We start from the raw sequence: 15,893 nt of genomic DNA on the forward strand, positions 1-15,893 counted from the left end.
CACCGTGTTAATAGTGATTAAAATCACAATCTGCATTATAAGATTCAGTTAAACTAAAAACAGTTAAGGAAATAGAGGAGTGGGATACAATGTTAAGTGCAAAAACAATTGAAATCGTAAAGTCAACAGTATCATTATTACAAGAAAAAGGCGTTGAAATTACAACGAGATTTTATGAAATTTTATTTTCGGAACATCCGGAGTTATTGAATATTTTCAACCATACAAATCAGAAAAAGGGAAGACAACAACAAGCGTTAGCGAATGCTGTTTATGCAGCTGCAACGTACATTGATAATTTAGAAGCTATTATTCCAGTTGTAAAACAAATTGGTCATAAGCATAGAAGTTTAGGTATTAAAGCAGAGCATTACCCGATTGTAGGTACATGTTTACTGCGTGCCATTAAAGAGGTCGCAGGTGCACCTGATGAAGTTTTAAACGCATGGGGAGAAGCATATGGTGTCATTGCTGATGCATTCATTAGCATTGAAGCAGAGATGTATGAAGAAGCTGCACATAAAGAAGGTGGATGGAAAGACTTCCGCAACTTTGTGATTGTTAAAAAAGTGAAGGAAAGCGATGTTATTACGTCATTTTATTTGAAACCTGAAGATGGAGGGAAAGTTTCTTCATTCATCCCAGGTCAATATGTAACGATTCAAATCAATATTGAAGGTGAGACATATACACATAATCGTCAATATAGTTTATCCGATGCTCCTGGGAAAGAATATTATCGTATTAGTGTAAAAAAAGAAAAAGGTGTAGATACACCAGACGGTAAAGTGTCTAATTACTTACATGAACATGTAAAAGAAGGAGATGTTTTACCAGTAAGTGCACCAGCGGGAGATTTCGTGTTAAATATGGATTCAACATTACCAGTTGTACTAATTAGTGGTGGAGTAGGGATTACACCGATGATGAGTATGTTAAATACGTTAATTGAACAAGATTCAAAACGTAATGTATATTTTGTTCATGCAGCAATAAATAGTAATACACATGCAATGAAAGAACACGTTAAGGCAGTAGAAAATGAATATGAACAAGTTAAAGCATATACTTGTTATTCTGCACCGACTGAAAAAGATTTAGAAATGAAGAACTTTGATAAAGAAGGTTTTATTGAAAGTGAATGGTTAAAAACTATTATTCCGACAACTGAAGCAGAGTTTTATTTCTGTGGTCCAGTAGCATTTATGAAGCATATAAATGCTGCACTAACTGATTTAGGTGTGAAACAAGAGCATATTCATTATGAATTTTTCGGCCCAGCAACAAGCTTACAATAAGCAAAAAAACGAGGTATTTATTTTACCTCGTTTTTTATTTGTTCTCGTAATAAACGGTTTACTGTTTCACGACGTATACCTATCAGTTGACCAATTTCGGTTTGTGTTAATATTTCATATATAGGAATGTCACCTAAATATAGGGTGAACCATTCTTGTAAACGATGAAGACGTTCTTTCGGAGAGACGGTTGTCAATTGATCAATTCGTTGTTGCATCATTCTTAATTTAGATTGCAATTGCATAGCGATGTTAGCATACGATTCGGGATTTGCTTGAAGTCTCTCGTACCATTCACTACTAGTGATCGGTTCCACTTCTGTTTTTATTAAAGCGATGGCTGTACCGTGATATTCTTTCGGTGAAATTAAAGAATGATGAGGTATCGTTTCACCTGGAACGATAATGTTGAATAAAAATGGTGTTCCGTCTTCTTCTAGCCGAACTACTTTTAATAAGCCTGTTTTTATAAAGTATAAAGGACCGTCCTCGCCTTGACGGAATAGTACATCTCCTTTGTGTAGAATCAATGTTAGCCCCCCATTAATATGTTTCTATTTCTTCTATTTTAGCGTATATGTATATAGACAATATGCTATTTCAACAGCAATTTCATTGACGAAATGTATGCTATTACAGTAGTATACTATTTAGTGTGTAATAGTACTAGCAATGAATACGCTGTAGGGGGTTTAGTATATTGTTAGATGCGATGAGAATGACGGATATGAGAATTCCGGCGAATGCTATCGTTCATGTAGAAGAGATGAAAGGTGGAGTCGTTTTATCCGTTGAAGTAGACGGCCAAATTATTTATACGATGGCTTATGATGAAGAAACAGATAGCTATGCTGAATTATATGATCGAAACGATAAGAGGGCGTGCCAAGTACATGAAGACTTCATGGGGTGGTCACTTCTTCATTAAAAAAGATGTCAATATGACATCTTTTTTTATTAAATCGATAGAATATACAAAGAAATGAAATATAAGGATAAAATTTGTAATAATTGATTTTGCATTGTTAGCACTCTGTAACTGCAAGTGAACTATTTTTTCGCTATCATAAAGATAACAGTCGCAGTTATAGGAGTGGTCAACTTGAAGAAAGTACATATTTCAAATTATATGTTATTATGTGTTTGTTTAATTTTATTTGTTCTCCTCGGAGGATTTTTATATTCATGTGTATAAGAAAAACGCATTCTAAAAAGAATACGTTATAAAAGGGAAATAATGATTAATCTAGTTCCAAGAATAATCAACGTAATACGTAATAAATTAATTACGGCGTTACCACTTAGTTTTGTATTAATGTAAGCCCCGATTTTTCCGCCAATCCATGCACCCGGAATCAGGATTAATGCATAAATCCAGCTGACATTTCCAAGTGAGATGTGAGTTGCAGAACTTACAATTGCTGATAGAAATACGATGAACATTGAAGTTGCTACTGCAATATGTGCTGGGAATGCAAAAAGAAGCATCATTGCTGGAACAAGTAAGGCACCGCCACCAATTCCAAATAATCCAGATATAAACCCAACTATAAAGGCGATAAAGATAGCAAGAAACGGTGGAAATTGGTAGTGTACAGTATTTCCATCATTATCTGTAAAAGAACGCTTAATTACAGACGTATTTGAGAGGGAAAGAGGTTTTAATTTGTCTCGAAGCATAAGTAGAATTGAGACGAATATAAGGAAAATCCCAAAGTATAAAGAAAATGTGTCTTGGTTTAAAAATTTATTTGCCCATGATCCGATAATACCACCAGGGCCGCTTCCGATAAATAAAATAAGTCCACTTTTATAATCTACTCGCTTATGCTTCATGTAAGTAAGGGTGGAAGATAGTCCTGTGAAAACGACTGTTACCATAGAAGTCCCTACTGCAAGTTGTGGTGATAAACTGTGTAATCCAATTAATAACGGAACAATAATAATTCCGCCTCCAAGCCCAACTAGGCTGCCGACTGTTCCGGCGATTAGTCCGATGAAAAGTAACATGATGTATTCCAAAATTGCCAACTCCTCTAAATAACTTATCCACCAATTATTATACACGCTTTTTAATGAGAAATAGGCTTGTTCACAAAAAAGTCGTCTTCCTAGAAAAATAAGGAAGACGACTTTTGATTAGAAAACAAAATGTAATAGGTAGTAAAACAGAGCAGCTAAAGAAGCTGAAATAGGAAGTGTAATAACCCATGTAATTAACATACGTTTTGCAGTTCCCCATTTTACCCCTTTCACACGGTGAGAAGCACCAACTCCTAAAATAGAAGAAGAGATAACGTGCGTCGTACTAACCGGTAAGTGAATGAATGTTGCACCGAAAATAACAAGTGATGATGATAAATCGGCAGCTACACCATTTACAGGACGAATTTTCATAATTTGTCCACCGACAGTTTTAATAATTTTCCATCCACCGACAGAAGTACCAAGCCCCATTGCGACAGCACAAGATAATTGTACCCAGAACGGGATATCGCTAGAAGTATGATAGTTATTAGCCATAAGTGCCATCGTAATGATCCCCATTGCTTTTTGTGCATCATTCGTACCGTGTGTGTAGGCTTGTAATGCTGCAGTGAAAATCTGGAATATACGGAAGTTCTTATTCGTTTTCGTTAAGTTAAAGTTTTTAAATACTACTTTAAAAATACTGTATACGATATAACCAATAACAAAAGCGATAATCGGTGAAATGATTAAAGCTTCAATAATTTTAATGAATCCTTTAAGATTTAGCGAGCTAATCCCAGCGGCCGCAATTGCAGCACCTGCGATTGCGCCGATAATTGCATGCGAAGAACTACTTGGAATACCGTAGTACCAAGTAATTAAGTTCCAAGCTATTGCCGCAAGCAAAGCAGCTAAAATTACAAGAGAACCATTTTGTAAGGCGAATGGATCAACGATATCTTTTGTAATCGTTTTTGCTACACCTGTAAATGTCATTGCGCCTAAAAAGTTCATAATAGCCGCCATAATAATGGCATGTCTAGGCTTTAGAGCTTTCGTTGAAACAGCCGTTGCAATAGCGTTTGCTGTATCGTGAAATCCATTGATAAAGTCAAAAGCTAAAGCGCAAATGACTACTAAAACGGTCAGTATCAAGAGTGTATCCATGATCAAACTCCTTACGCGTTCTTCATAATAATTGTTTCTAATACGTTTGCAACGCTTTGACAGCTATCAGCTACTTCTTCAAGCTCTTCGTAAATCTCTTTAAATTGAATAATCTTAATCGGATCTTTTTCACGAGAGAATAAGTGCTTAATCGCATGACGGCGAATATCATCACACTGTGATTCATAATCCTTAATCTTAATCGCATTTGTACGAATGTCGACTAATTTTTTGTTAGACATTAATTCAACAGAGTTTGCAATCTCAATCGCACATTGATTAATTGCTTCTACGAATTTAATCATGTATTCATCAGCTTCTGTAATAGAATACATTTCGAACAGACCAGCACTGTGATCTAATCCGTCTAATACATCATCCATACTCATTGCAAGTTGTAGGATGTCCTCACGCTCAATCGGAGTGATAAACGCTTTGTTTAACTCCATAATGATTTCGTGAATAAATGAGTCACCTTTTGACTCATACTCTTTCATGCGCATAGAAAACTCTTTTAAATCGCTAGCATTTTTAATTTTATACTCCACGAAAAACTGCGCGCCTTCTTTTAAATTTTCGGAAACATTCATTAACATTTCAGAAAATTTATCTTTTTTTGATTTAAAGACCATTATTGTTACCCCCACAAAAGTAATATATGTAAAATATATTGGCTAATCAATTCTAACAAAAAACTGTCGTTTTTTAAAACATTTTATCGAAAAGTTTACAAAAACTTAACATAACTCTCGTTGTTCTATTAATAATATTAATATCCAATAGTGAATATCTTACTTGTAGAATGTCCTTTTCTTGCAAAAAGTATGAATGTAAAAGAAAAGCTTTACACTATAGGAATGACTACGTTATTATAATAAATTTAAAAGGCGGTATATTCTTCCTTTTAAAAAGAAGAGTGTAAATAAATGAAGGAAGTGAACGAATGAAATTGAAGAACACTCATTTTAAAAAAATGCTTGAGTGGTTCAATAAGAGGAAGAAACTTCGTAATTCATTAATTGTATTGGGAAGTGTATTCGTTACTCTATTTATTGCTGTAAATATAATAATTTCCATTCAAGACATATCTGAACTAAAACAAGCTGTTCCACAACCGACTTTAATTTATGATGCAAATAATGAGGTCGCAACTAAATTAGCTTCTTCGAAAACAGAAGGCGTTAAAAGAAAAGATATTCCTGATATTATGGTTCAGGCAATTGTTGCAGTAGAAGATAAGGAATTTTTTAACCATCATGGTATTTATTATAGTGGAATTATAAGTGCGGTTTTTAAAAATATTACAGCAGGAGAAGTTGTAGCTGGGGGAAGTACAATTACACAGCAGCTTGCGAAGAATGTATTTCTGACACAAGATCGTACATTTTCTCGTAAAATAAAGGAATACTTTTTAACAAAAAAAATAGAACGTACTTATACAAAAGATGAAATTATTGAAATGTATATGAATCAAATTTATTTTGGGGAAGGTGCTTGGGGTATAAAAAGGGCAGCAAAATCTTATTTTGATAAAGATGTAAAAGATTTAACAATTTCAGAAGCTGCAACGATTGCAGGCTTAATTAAAGCACCATCTGCATATTCACCTTATAAAAACTTTAACAAGTCAATTGAAAGACGTAATGTCGTATTAAGCTTAATGAAAGAGCAAGGGTATATTTCTGACGAACAGTATAATAAAGAAAAAGAGAGCGGTCTTGTATTAAAACGTGGTGTGGATGATAAATACAAGGGAAAATATTCTCAATATGTAGACTATATTGTTAGAGAAGCAATGGACAAGTACGAATTGACACAAAATGAAATTTTAGCGGGTGGTTATCGTATTTATACAGAGCTTGACCCGAAAAAACAACAGGCTGTAGAAGACGTTGTGAATAATGATAGTTATTTCAAAGATAATGGCTCAGACCAACTGATGCAAACGGGTGTAGTTCTTATGAATCCAAAAACAGGTGGTGTACCAGCTTTAGTTGGAGGGAGAGGACCGTATCAGTTTTTACAGTTTAATCATGCAACCCAATTAAAAAGACAACCTGGCTCAACGTTAAAGCCTTTAGCTGTATATGTACCCGCGTTAGAGCAAGGGTATGAAGTATACGATATATTGAAAGATGAACCATTTAATATTAAAGAATATAAACCACAAAATAGCGATCATACTTTTCACGGTGATGTGACAATGTATGAAGCTGTGGCAAAGTCGTACAATGTTTCGGCTGTTTGGCTATTGGAACAGATTGGATTAGATAAAGGATTGAAATCTTTAGAGCGATTTGGTATTCCATTAGTGCCAGAAGATCGTACGTATCCAATCGCTTTAGGCGGTATGCATGTAGGAACATCCCCATTTGTAATGGCTCAAGCGTATAGTACATTTGCAAATGATGGTGTTCAAGTGGAAGCTCATGCGATTAGAGAGATACAAAATGCGGAAGGTGAAACGATTGGAAAGTGGTATAAGAAAGAGACACGAGTGACAAGCGAGAAAATTTCTCAAAAGATGACATATTTATTAAAAGGCGTTGTCGAAAAGGGAACGGGCGAAAAGGCGAAAGTTAATAATGTTGATACGGCCGGTAAGACAGGAACTACTCAAATTGTAAATGGCCCAAGCACCGGCGCAAAGGATTCATGGTTTGTTGGATACACACCAGATTTGGTAGGTGCGATTTGGGTAGGATATGATAAAACAGATAGCGATCATTATGTTCCGGGTGGTAGTCAAATTACGACGACAATGTTCCGGGATATTATGAAAAAAGCGAACGCAAATCCAGCTCAAAAAGCATTTCAGTTATCGCTCATATCTGAGGCTGATTATAAAAAACAATTGACTACAATAGAAGAGGAAAAACGAAGAAAAGAAGAAGAGAAGAGAAGGAAAGAAGAGGAACAACAAAGAAAAAAAGAGCAACAAGAGTGGATTGATAAAGTGAAAGAATGGATTCCTTCATTTTGGTAAAAGAAAGAGGCGAATAATGAAATTCGCCTCTTTTTTGTATGAAAAACAAAATGAAACTTTAAACGATTGAAATTATCCCTTCTCCGTACTAGTTACTACTCGTTAAGTATAATGTTCGTATTGCCAAAGGATTGAGAATCGTATGTGACAATTATTTTTCCTTTACTAATAGGTTCGTAAGGTAATTCTTCTTCGTAATTACCATTATTTTCATTGTGGATAGAAAGTGTAATTTCATCGATTTTTTTATTTGTATACTGATCTTTAATCGTTTCAGCAATTTGAAGTAACGCTTCGGAACTAGAAGCTTTCGTAATAAGCATTCCCGTTATAACTTTCTTTTCATTTTTTGTTGCATTGGAATAAGGGATGTTGCTTTGTTTCGTATACAAAATTTTGTATGGAACAGTTTTTCTATCTGCTTTTGAAATAGTGGAATATTTTAGAGTTAAAAAAAATCCTACACATAAAATAATGCATACCATAAGAGCAATCCAAATGCGTATCGGTGACATAACTCTCATTTTTCATCCCTCTTTCATATCTTTGACTTCATTATTTATCATACAAAATGAGGATTAAGATAGAGTAAATTTGAGGTAAAGAAACGTAAAGAAGGAGCACTTATCCTCCCAAACAAGTGCTCCTTTTTATTAAAAGAGAGATTTAATAGACAATCAAAATCACATCTATTACTTATAAATGTGCTTAGTCCTCCCAAAATATTTTCGGAAATTGTGGTTAGTAAATTCGGAAGACAGATAGTGTCGCAGTTGTATCGCCCGCAGGTCCTTGAGCGCCTTGAGGCCCTTGAGCACCAGTAGTCCCCGTAGTTCCTCCGCCTAGGCAACCAAATCCATATTGAACTAGAATAGCTTGGCCAAGAGCTTGAAGAAGTCTAACGAATTCTGTAAGTTCGGACTTAGAAATGTTAATATGACTGCAAGCTCTGACTTCGCAACAATCATTACCATAAAATACTTTTCCTTTATTTTTATTGTTCATCTTTTCATTCGTTTCTTTCATAGAATCATTAGTCATTACTATATATTAAAATGAAATTTATACTAAATTCGTGATGGACAAACTACCATTTCTAAAAAAATAAGAAATTGGCCCACCTAGAAAGAAATAAGTAAGATATAGAGAAAGGTTTATATAATGTAAAAAAGAAAAGTGCAACATAAAAAACTACATGCTAATTGTTGGGAGTGTTTAACAATTGGCATGTAGTTCGTGGATAGTCCTTTATTTACATTGATTTAATTTTTCAAGGGTTGTTTTAGGTAAGATTGGAATTGAAATAGTGAAAGTTGTACCATCTTCATTACTAGTCATTTTTAATGTGCCGTTATGATTTTGGATGATTTTTTTTGTTACTGACAAGCCCAGTCCTGTTCCCGAATCCTTCGTTGAGAAAAATGGATCAAAGATATATTCTTGAATAGCTGGAGGAATACCAATTCCATTATCTGTGAAAGTAATCCGAATGAAGTTATTAAGGCGATAACTAGTAATTTGAATAGAAAGAGGTTTGTCGCCTTGAGCATCGACGGCATTTTGAAATAGATTTAAAAACACTTGAACAAGTTCATGTCGATCAATATTGACTAAAATATCATCTAATTCATTAGAGAAGTTATAATCAATTGAAATATTATGCAAGGAAACTTCACTAGCTAGTAACTGTTGAATATAGTCACGTAAAAATGTATTGATGGGAAACGGTTCTCTTGTAAATTCCCGTGTTTTTGAAATGGCTAAAAATTTTGTAATAATATTATTTGCACGATCTAATTCAGGGATAAGCAAGTTTTTAAATAACTCTTTATTTGATGGAGAAACGCTTTCTTGTAAAAATTGTAAGTATCCTCGTACTGTTGTAAGAGGATTTCGTACTTCGTGTGCAATTCCAGCTGCGATTCGCCCTGCTAACGAAAACTTCTCTGCATCACGTTCTGTATTTAAATAATGAAAGACACTAATAACTCTAAAAATCTCCCCGTTATAATCGCGAATAATTCGGTTATTTATAATGCCATAGTTTTTGTCTAAAACTTCTTCATTATATATTTCTGTTCCCGTTTTTAATGTTTCAATTGCTTTAATTTTTTCTTCCGGCAAGTTTAGTAATTGTTGAATCGGTTTTCCGATAATATCATTTCGTATTATACCGAAATCATCTGCAGCAACTTGATTACATAAAGTAATATTCCCTTTACTATCGATAAAGGTTACATGATGTGAAAAGGCATCAAAAATATGTACAAAGTGTTTTTCAAGTTGTTCAAATAAAAATAATGAATCACAAGTAAGTTGAAAATGAGCCTCTTTATTCTCTTTTGGTATTTCTTGAATGGAATGAGTCGTTCTAGTTTTCTTTATTCGTAAACCAATATGTGGATTTTTGTATGTGAAATGATGTGGTAATTGATTCACAAGTTCTTCATAAAAACGTACTTTATTTTCTAGTTCTTCAATTCGTTTTTCATGAGATACAGTAGCATCGTTTGGAAGCATAAATAAATAACCCCTCATTTTAAAAATTCTTCCATATAGTATATCATATTTTTATAAGGATACTCTTAAAGAAAAGGCTACATGATGCAAAGTGTTTGGAAAGTGAATTGAAGATGAAGTTAAAAGGGAGGGGTATATGTGCTGTTTATTGGAGTGACAGGATGGGGAGATCATGATTCTTTATACATAAATCCCTATGAAAATAGAAATAAATTACGAACATATAGTGAGTATTTTCCTATTGTGGAAGTGGATAGTTCATTTTACGCGATGCAACCTGCACGAAATTATATAAAATGGGCAATGGAAACGCCGAAAGATTTTTCCTTTGTCGTAAAAGCGTATCAAGGAATGACAGGACATATGAAAGGTGAAATTCCTTTTTCTACGTTCGATGAGATGTTTGATGTGTATAAACAGTCTATTCTTCCTTTAATAGAAGCTGATAAATTAAAAACAATTTTATTTCAATATCCACCATGGTTTGATTGCAAAAAGAAAAATGTAGATTTTCTTCGATATACGAAAGAAAAAATGGAAGGTTTACCATGTGCAATAGAATTTCGAAATCAAACATGGTTTTATCCAGAAATGAGAGATAAGACGTTACAGTTTCTAGAACAGGAGAAATGGATTCATACAATTTGTGATGAACCACAGGCTGGGATAGGTTCTGTGCCACTCGTGTTAGAGGTTACGAATTCAGACATGGCATTAATACGTTTTCACGGTCGAAATGTTCATGGTTGGCTTGATAAAGGGGAAAATTGGAGAGCGGTTCGCTGTTTATATCGCTACAACAATAAAGAACTCGAAGAATGGGTTGAACGACTAGAGCAATTAAAAAAGAAAACAAAGGATATATACGTACTGTTTAACAACAATTCAGGTGGGGATGCAGCAGATAATGCGAAACAGCTTATGAAAATGATGAACATTACATATGGTGAGCCGAAGCCGGAGCAATTAAATTTTTTTGAATGATAATAAACAAGAAAGGCACTGTACAAACAGGGGGAATGTACAGTGCCTTTCTATATGAAAAAGAGGGGTAACAATGTTACTGAGCGTTTGGTTGATTCATCAATTGTTGGCTTCATAATAAATGATAATGGTTATCATTATCATTGTCAATGGTTTTTCTAAAAATATATAAAAAACTTTATATATTTTAAATAGAGATAAAAAAAGAACAGCGATTAATGCTGTTCTTTTCCATTGACGAATTGTTGTAAATCAAAAGGAGTTATCGCTTGGATAAATTCTTTTGAGATAAGTGTTTGAACGAGAGTGCTCTCAGAGATAGAAGCACCTGTTTTCTTTTCATAAGCTTGTTTTAATAAATCAAGTTTTTCAGCCGTTTCTTTTGGTAATTCAATTGTAAGTGTGTTCATAATTTCTCCCCCTTATTATTAGAGTACCACTACAGTATAGGAGAGACAAGAAAAGAGAATATGAAATATAAAAAAGGTTACCAAATTTTAAAATGGTAACCTTTTTTATGTATAAGAGTTATTAAGCAATACCGATATACTTTAAAGTTTTTGATGGAGTACTGTGATCAAAGAAGTGTTGTAAAAACGCAATATCAACACCTGATTTGTATGCACAATAACCCCAAGTTTTTCGAAGTGTATGTGAGCTAATCCCTTCTAATCCAACTTCTTTTGCAGCTTTGTTTAAAATGTACCATGCATGTTGTCTCGTAATAGATTTTGTTCCTTTTTGAGATTTTAACAATGGTTCATTACGTTTCCAAGTTTTACGTTCTTTCATGTAGTCTTCGATTGCGTGCTGTAAGTCTTCATTTACAGCAAACCATTTATGTTTCTTCACTTTTTCATTGTAAAATAAAATGGAATGGCGAACATTTTCATTTTCATCGATTACATCACTAACTTTTAATTGTAAGATTTCACTTACTTTTAAGCCAGAATTTACAGCTAATACGAATAATAAGCCATCACGTTTCGAAGATTGTAAAAGTATATTTTTGATAGTTTCTAATTGTTTTTCATTTTGAATAGGTTGTCCTGCTTGTTTCATTTCACGCACTCTCCTCTTTTATATGTGTAAAGGAAAGGATTAACTTGTTTCTTACTATAAAGGGAGAGTGTGAATTTCATGTGAACTCCTAGTGAAATTAAGACAAATTATTTGACTTCTTTTACTTTTTGTAAATTGAAATAGAATACAACACTGTTAGTCGTATTATACACACCATACTCGGCATGATGTAGGTCTAAAATGTTTTTTACAATAGATAATCCGAGACCGGTACCTCCAGTGTGACGGCTACGTGATGCATCTAGACGATAGAAGCGATCCCAAATTTTTTCAAGACTTTCTTCAGGGATAGGGTTTCCTGTATTTTCGATTTCGACTTTTACGGTATCTTCTGCTTCTATAATGGAGACTTGTATTTTTTCTCCCTCTGGTGTATAACGAATTGCATTACTTAGTAAGTTCACAACTACTTGCTCAATGCGACTGCGATTTGCTGTAACAAGTATAGAAGGGTCTGCATCGACGTTCACTTGTAAATGTTTTTCTTCCATGCTAAATAATAATTTTGTGTAGACTTGTTGCGTTAATTCACCGATTGAGAACGTCGTCATATCTAGTTTGTAAGTACCAGATTCCAACTTTGCTAATTCTAACATTTCAACAATCAGCCTGTTCATATTTTCTGTTTCTTCTAAAATAACATCAGTATAATACGAAGTATCCTTACTAACACCATCTTTAATTCCTTCTGCAAAACTTCTAATTACACTTAGCGGTGTTTTTAATTCGTGTGATACGCCAGAAATGAATTCTTTTCTTGTTTTTTCTAATTGACGTTCACGTTCAATATCTTGTTGTAACTTTGTATTAGCAACATTTAATCGATCGATTCGATCTTTTAAATTTACAGATAATGTATTGATACTGCCAGAAAGTCCGCCAATTTCATCGTCAGCTGTAACAGGTAATTTCTCACTAAAATCAAAATTAGCCATTTTTTTCGTAACACGATTCATTTTAATTAATGGCTTTACAATGATTTTTGAGTAGTAGAAGGATAACAAAATAATAACGAGAAACACGATGATTAAGGCATAGACATAATAATCTTTTAAAACGAGCATCGCTTCATTAACAGGCTGCAAAGATGCTATCGCAAAAGCGTATTCTGTAATCCTTCCATTTTCTATAATCGGTTTTACAAAGATACTATTTTTTATATTTTCTCCGCCATCTAATATGAAAGTACTTAATTGGTTCGAGTTAGAAGTGCCCTCTCTAATCATATCAGCAAAATATTGAACGGCTTGTAATGTTTCAATATCATTTGCAAGGCGAACCTCAGCTTTGGATGGGAGCTGTAACTTAGTTATAACACCTGTAAAGACGATTCGAGTTGTAGATTTGTATCGGCTCGCAAGTCTATTCTTAGAAGGATTTCCATTAATTGATTGAAAATCCGAATAGAAATGTTCGTTTTGCCATTGATTATAATTCGTTCCTAATTTTTGTGGTGTGATTATATTATTCTCTTGCACGACTCCATCAACATTGATTATTACATCTTTTTTTAAACCTAAATTTTCGAATTTATTATATTCTTCTGGTGTTAAAAGATTATTGAGTGGAATGGAATACTGTTTATTATTGTTGGGATTAAATACATCGATATAGTAATTGTTATCACTTTTAATAATACCGTTAGAATCTAAAAACTGCATATCGGCATTTGTTTTATCATGAAATTCTTGTTTTAGTTTTCTAACCTTCTCATAACTTTTATCACTTTTATCATAATTATCTACGAATTTTTCAAAAGCAGTTTGGACTGTTTTTACTTTCTTATTAATATAAAATTTCTCTAAAAATAGAGATTGTCCTAGGAAAAAAAGTAGGAATATGATTGTAAATAAAGTGGATGTTAATAAAAATAGTTTAAAGACGATACTTCTGTTTTTCACTGCGTCACCTCTTATGAGAAATACTGTAAATGATTTCTTTATCCCGCTTTAACGGGCAATAAGACTCCCACTTCAAAATTCGGCGAATACAAGGGAGTTAAGTGGGAGATCAATTGCCCGTAAAATCCGATTGGTTCAACTAATAATCAGTGGGGGATGGAAAAACCCCCCACTGATTAAAGTTTCACTTTATTATAACAAACGTTACAAGAAAGTAGAGGGGAGAAATCTGTCTCTTTATAAAGTAGTTATTTATAAAAAGTAACATAAAAAGAACTCGCCAGACGTATGACAAGTTCTTTAGTGTACTATTGTTGAATTGCTGCATCTAAAGCGATTTCAATCATTTCGTTAAATGTAGTTTGACGCTCTTCAGATGTTGTTTCTTCGCCAGTGAAGATGTGATCGCTAACTGTTAATACTGATAATGCATTTACACCGTATTTCGCTGCTAATGTGTAAAGAGCAGTTGTTTCCATTTCTACTGCTAATACACCGTAATCTCCAAGTTTTTTAACCATGTCCATGCTTTCACGATAAAACACATCTGCTGTTAAAACGTTACCGACACGAACGTGTAATCCTTTTTCAGTTCCAGCATCATAAGCTTTCTTTAAAAGGTCAAAGTTTGCAGCTGGTGCAAAATCAAATCCTGGGAATGTTAAACGGTTCATATTAGAATCAGTACAAGCCGTCATTGCGATAATAACATCACGAACTTTTACATCTTTTTGAATTGCACCGCAAGTTCCAACGCGAATTAAATTTTTAACTCCGTAGCTTTGGATTAATTCGTTTACATAAATAGAAATAGAAGGAACACCCATACCTGTACCTTGAACAGATACACGTTTTCCTTTATAAGTTCCAGTGAAACCTAACATACCACGCACATTATTATAGCAAGTAACGTCCTCTAGAAATGTTTCAGCGATATATTTTGCACGTAATGGATCACCAGGTAATAGAATAGATTCAGCGATTTCACCTTGTTTTGCTTCGATATGTACACTCATAAAAAAGTCCTCCTTATAATGTATTGATAGAAATCAATATCATTTGCATTATACACTACGAATCCTTTCAATTAAAATCTTTTTATTATTTGTAATATGTACAAAATAGGAGGATTTCATAAATCATAATCTAGAATATATATCTTAAGAAGTTTTGTATGAATAGAGACAATAAAAATGGTAGGTGATGTTTTGAAAAATCTTGTCATTGGGCTTATTGCGTTAGTACTTATTGTGGCAGGAGGATTTTACATAAAAAAATATCAAGAAAACGAAGAGACTGTAGGAGATGTTCAGGAAGTAAAGTGGGATGTTTCGAATGGAAAGGGAAATGAGAAAGTAGATATTGTATTTCAGTTGTTAAACAACAAGAATAATGAAATTCGTGGTGTAAATGATCAAATGCGGGCAGTGATTGTAGATGGACAGTTAAAAAACATACAACAAATTAAACCCACATTTGCAGGGAACGGGTCATATAAGTTATCTTCCAAAATAGCGAAAGACGAAGAATATACAATATTTTTATACGAAGACAAAAATAAGTCCGTAGAGTCATTCGCTAGGAAGAATTTTGGTAGAACGAAAGAGGAGAACAATAAGAAAAAAGTGAAATTTCCAATCGACAGTGTACTTACAAAAAAAATAGGAGAGTATGAAGTTTCTCTTTTATTTGGTGCATTACATCCGAATGAACCAGTTACGTTAACATTTCAGTTTCAAGCGAAAAAGGGTGAAAAATTGAAATTGCATTCAGAGAGAGGAGAAGTAGAGTCACTCTATATAGTGGATGAAACGAAGGAGAATTTTTTATACGCTATGCCTGTAGATACGGATGAACAATTACAATACCGAATTACATTTCCTGCCGAGGGCACGTATAAAATGTGGGGGAATTTCTATATAAATGGTAAGAAGTATGAAAAAGAATTTATTGTACAAGTTCAAAAAAGAAAAAACAGCTAAG

At 33.6% G+C, this 15,893-nt stretch carries 16 protein-coding genes; 5 read left to right on the forward strand and 11 right to left on the reverse strand.

What is annotated here, in order from left to right:
• Positions 1-89 precede the first annotated feature (89 nt).
• Entirely contained in the window at positions 90-1,298 is a 1,209-nt protein-coding gene (hmpA, locus tag D1166_RS21015; RefSeq protein ID WP_097861687.1) for an NO-inducible flavohemoprotein, read from the forward strand.
• Positions 1,299-1,315: 17 nt separating this feature from the next.
• On the opposite strand, the gene D1166_RS21020 is transcribed toward hmpA, so the two are convergent.
• The gene (locus tag D1166_RS21020; protein ID WP_000600585.1) at positions 1,316-1,828 is read right to left on the reverse strand and encodes a Crp/Fnr family transcriptional regulator; all 513 of its coding nucleotides are present in this window, start codon (positions 1,826-1,828) and stop codon (positions 1,316-1,318) included.
• 170 nt (positions 1,829-1,998) lie between these two features.
• Here D1166_RS21020 and D1166_RS21025 point away from each other — a divergent pair, with 170 nt between their 5' ends.
• Positions 1,999-2,226, forward strand: a complete 228-nt coding sequence (locus D1166_RS21025; RefSeq protein ID WP_000883010.1) for a hypothetical protein — start codon at positions 1,999-2,001, stop codon at positions 2,224-2,226.
• A 293-nt stretch (positions 2,227-2,519) separates the two neighbouring features.
• On the opposite strand, the gene D1166_RS21030 is transcribed toward D1166_RS21025, so the two are convergent.
• The 3 genes from D1166_RS21030 to D1166_RS21040 form a co-directional block, all read right to left on the reverse strand.
• Positions 2,520-3,320: a sulfite exporter TauE/SafE family protein gene (locus D1166_RS21030; RefSeq protein ID WP_000455762.1), complete on the reverse strand. Its 801-nt coding sequence runs from the start codon at positions 3,318-3,320 to the stop codon at positions 2,520-2,522.
• Positions 3,321-3,437: 117 nt separating this feature from the next.
• On the reverse strand, positions 3,438-4,436 hold the full coding sequence (locus tag D1166_RS21035) for an inorganic phosphate transporter (RefSeq protein WP_000380270.1): 999 nt from the start codon (positions 4,434-4,436) through the stop codon (positions 3,438-3,440).
• An 11-nt stretch (positions 4,437-4,447) separates the two neighbouring features.
• Positions 4,448-5,068: a DUF47 domain-containing protein gene (locus D1166_RS21040; RefSeq protein ID WP_000231447.1), complete on the reverse strand. Its 621-nt coding sequence runs from the start codon at positions 5,066-5,068 to the stop codon at positions 4,448-4,450.
• Between the two features lie 311 nt (positions 5,069-5,379).
• Here D1166_RS21040 and D1166_RS21045 point away from each other — a divergent pair, with 311 nt between their 5' ends.
• Positions 5,380-7,422, forward strand: coding sequence for a transglycosylase domain-containing protein (locus D1166_RS21045; protein WP_000769232.1), 2,043 nt, complete (start codon positions 5,380-5,382; stop codon positions 7,420-7,422).
• 95 nt (positions 7,423-7,517) lie between these two features.
• Here the strand turns inward: D1166_RS21045 and D1166_RS21050 are convergent, their stop codons facing one another.
• The 3 genes from D1166_RS21050 to D1166_RS21060 form a co-directional block, all read right to left on the reverse strand.
• Positions 7,518-7,946 carry a hypothetical protein gene (locus D1166_RS21050; protein ID WP_001265589.1) on the reverse strand — a complete coding sequence of 143 codons (429 nt, stop codon included), beginning with the start codon at positions 7,944-7,946 and terminating at the stop codon, positions 7,518-7,520.
• A gap of 217 nt (positions 7,947-8,163) precedes the next feature.
• Positions 8,164-8,448 (reverse strand): hypothetical protein, encoded by a 285-nt coding sequence (locus D1166_RS21055; protein WP_118043418.1) that lies wholly within the window; start codon positions 8,446-8,448, stop codon positions 8,164-8,166.
• 222 nt (positions 8,449-8,670) lie between these two features.
• Complete coding sequence (locus tag D1166_RS21060; RefSeq protein ID WP_000937238.1) at positions 8,671-9,942, reverse strand: ATP-binding protein; 1,272 nt, start codon at positions 9,940-9,942, stop codon at positions 8,671-8,673.
• A 138-nt stretch (positions 9,943-10,080) separates the two neighbouring features.
• Between D1166_RS21060 and D1166_RS21065 the strand changes: the two genes are divergently transcribed.
• Entirely contained in the window at positions 10,081-10,926 is an 846-nt protein-coding gene (locus D1166_RS21065) for a DUF72 domain-containing protein (protein WP_000897354.1), read from the forward strand.
• 215 nt (positions 10,927-11,141) lie between these two features.
• Here the strand turns inward: D1166_RS21065 and D1166_RS21070 are convergent, their stop codons facing one another.
• From D1166_RS21070 to deoD, 4 genes are all read right to left on the reverse strand, one after another.
• The gene (locus tag D1166_RS21070) at positions 11,142-11,336 is read right to left on the reverse strand and encodes a DUF3924 domain-containing protein (protein ID WP_001094860.1); all 195 of its coding nucleotides are present in this window, start codon (positions 11,334-11,336) and stop codon (positions 11,142-11,144) included.
• A 121-nt stretch (positions 11,337-11,457) separates the two neighbouring features.
• Positions 11,458-11,988 carry a tyrosine-type recombinase/integrase gene (locus tag D1166_RS21075; protein ID WP_000806236.1) on the reverse strand — a complete coding sequence of 177 codons (531 nt, stop codon included), beginning with the start codon at positions 11,986-11,988 and terminating at the stop codon, positions 11,458-11,460.
• Positions 11,989-12,095: 107 nt separating this feature from the next.
• Entirely contained in the window at positions 12,096-13,910 is a 1,815-nt protein-coding gene (locus D1166_RS21080; RefSeq protein WP_000797508.1) for a sensor histidine kinase, read from the reverse strand.
• A gap of 308 nt (positions 13,911-14,218) precedes the next feature.
• Entirely contained in the window at positions 14,219-14,926 is a 708-nt protein-coding gene (deoD, locus tag D1166_RS21090) for a purine-nucleoside phosphorylase (protein WP_000110707.1), read from the reverse strand.
• A gap of 177 nt (positions 14,927-15,103) precedes the next feature.
• On the opposite strand from deoD, the gene D1166_RS21095 reads away from it, so the two are divergent.
• Complete coding sequence (locus tag D1166_RS21095; RefSeq protein WP_000232610.1) at positions 15,104-15,892, forward strand: hypothetical protein; 789 nt, start codon at positions 15,104-15,106, stop codon at positions 15,890-15,892.
• The last annotated feature ends 1 nt before the right edge of the window (position 15,893 follow it).

The sequence above is a fragment of the Bacillus sp. ISO11 genome (assembly GCF_003458115.1).
GTDB lineage: Bacteria > Bacillota > Bacilli > Bacillales > Bacillaceae_G > Bacillus_A > Bacillus_A cereus.

Coding starts and splice junctions, on each gene's coding strand:
- D1166_RS21045 (WP_000769232.1), top strand. CDS start 5,380: ATGAAATTGAAGAACACTCATTTTAAAAAAATGCTTGAGTGGTTCAAT.
- hmpA (WP_097861687.1), top strand. CDS start 90: ATGTTAAGTGCAAAAACAATTGAAATCGTAAAGTCAACAGTATCATTA.
- D1166_RS21070 (WP_001094860.1), bottom strand. CDS start 11,336: ATGAACACACTTACAATTGAATTACCAAAAGAAACGGCTGAAAAACTT.
- D1166_RS21055 (WP_118043418.1), bottom strand. CDS start 8,448: ATGAAAGAAACGAATGAAAAGATGAACAATAAAAATAAAGGAAAAGTA.
- D1166_RS21040 (WP_000231447.1), bottom strand. CDS start 5,068: ATGGTCTTTAAATCAAAAAAAGATAAATTTTCTGAAATGTTAATGAAT.
- D1166_RS21050 (WP_001265589.1), bottom strand. CDS start 7,946: ATGAGAGTTATGTCACCGATACGCATTTGGATTGCTCTTATGGTATGC.
- D1166_RS21035 (WP_000380270.1), bottom strand. CDS start 4,436: ATGGATACACTCTTGATACTGACCGTTTTAGTAGTCATTTGCGCTTTA.
- D1166_RS21060 (WP_000937238.1), bottom strand. CDS start 9,942: ATGCTTCCAAACGATGCTACTGTATCTCATGAAAAACGAATTGAAGAA.
- D1166_RS21075 (WP_000806236.1), bottom strand. CDS start 11,988: ATGAAACAAGCAGGACAACCTATTCAAAATGAAAAACAATTAGAAACT.
- deoD (WP_000110707.1), bottom strand. CDS start 14,926: ATGAGTGTACATATCGAAGCAAAACAAGGTGAAATCGCTGAATCTATT.
- D1166_RS21095 (WP_000232610.1), top strand. CDS start 15,104: ATGGTAGGTGATGTTTTGAAAAATCTTGTCATTGGGCTTATTGCGTTA.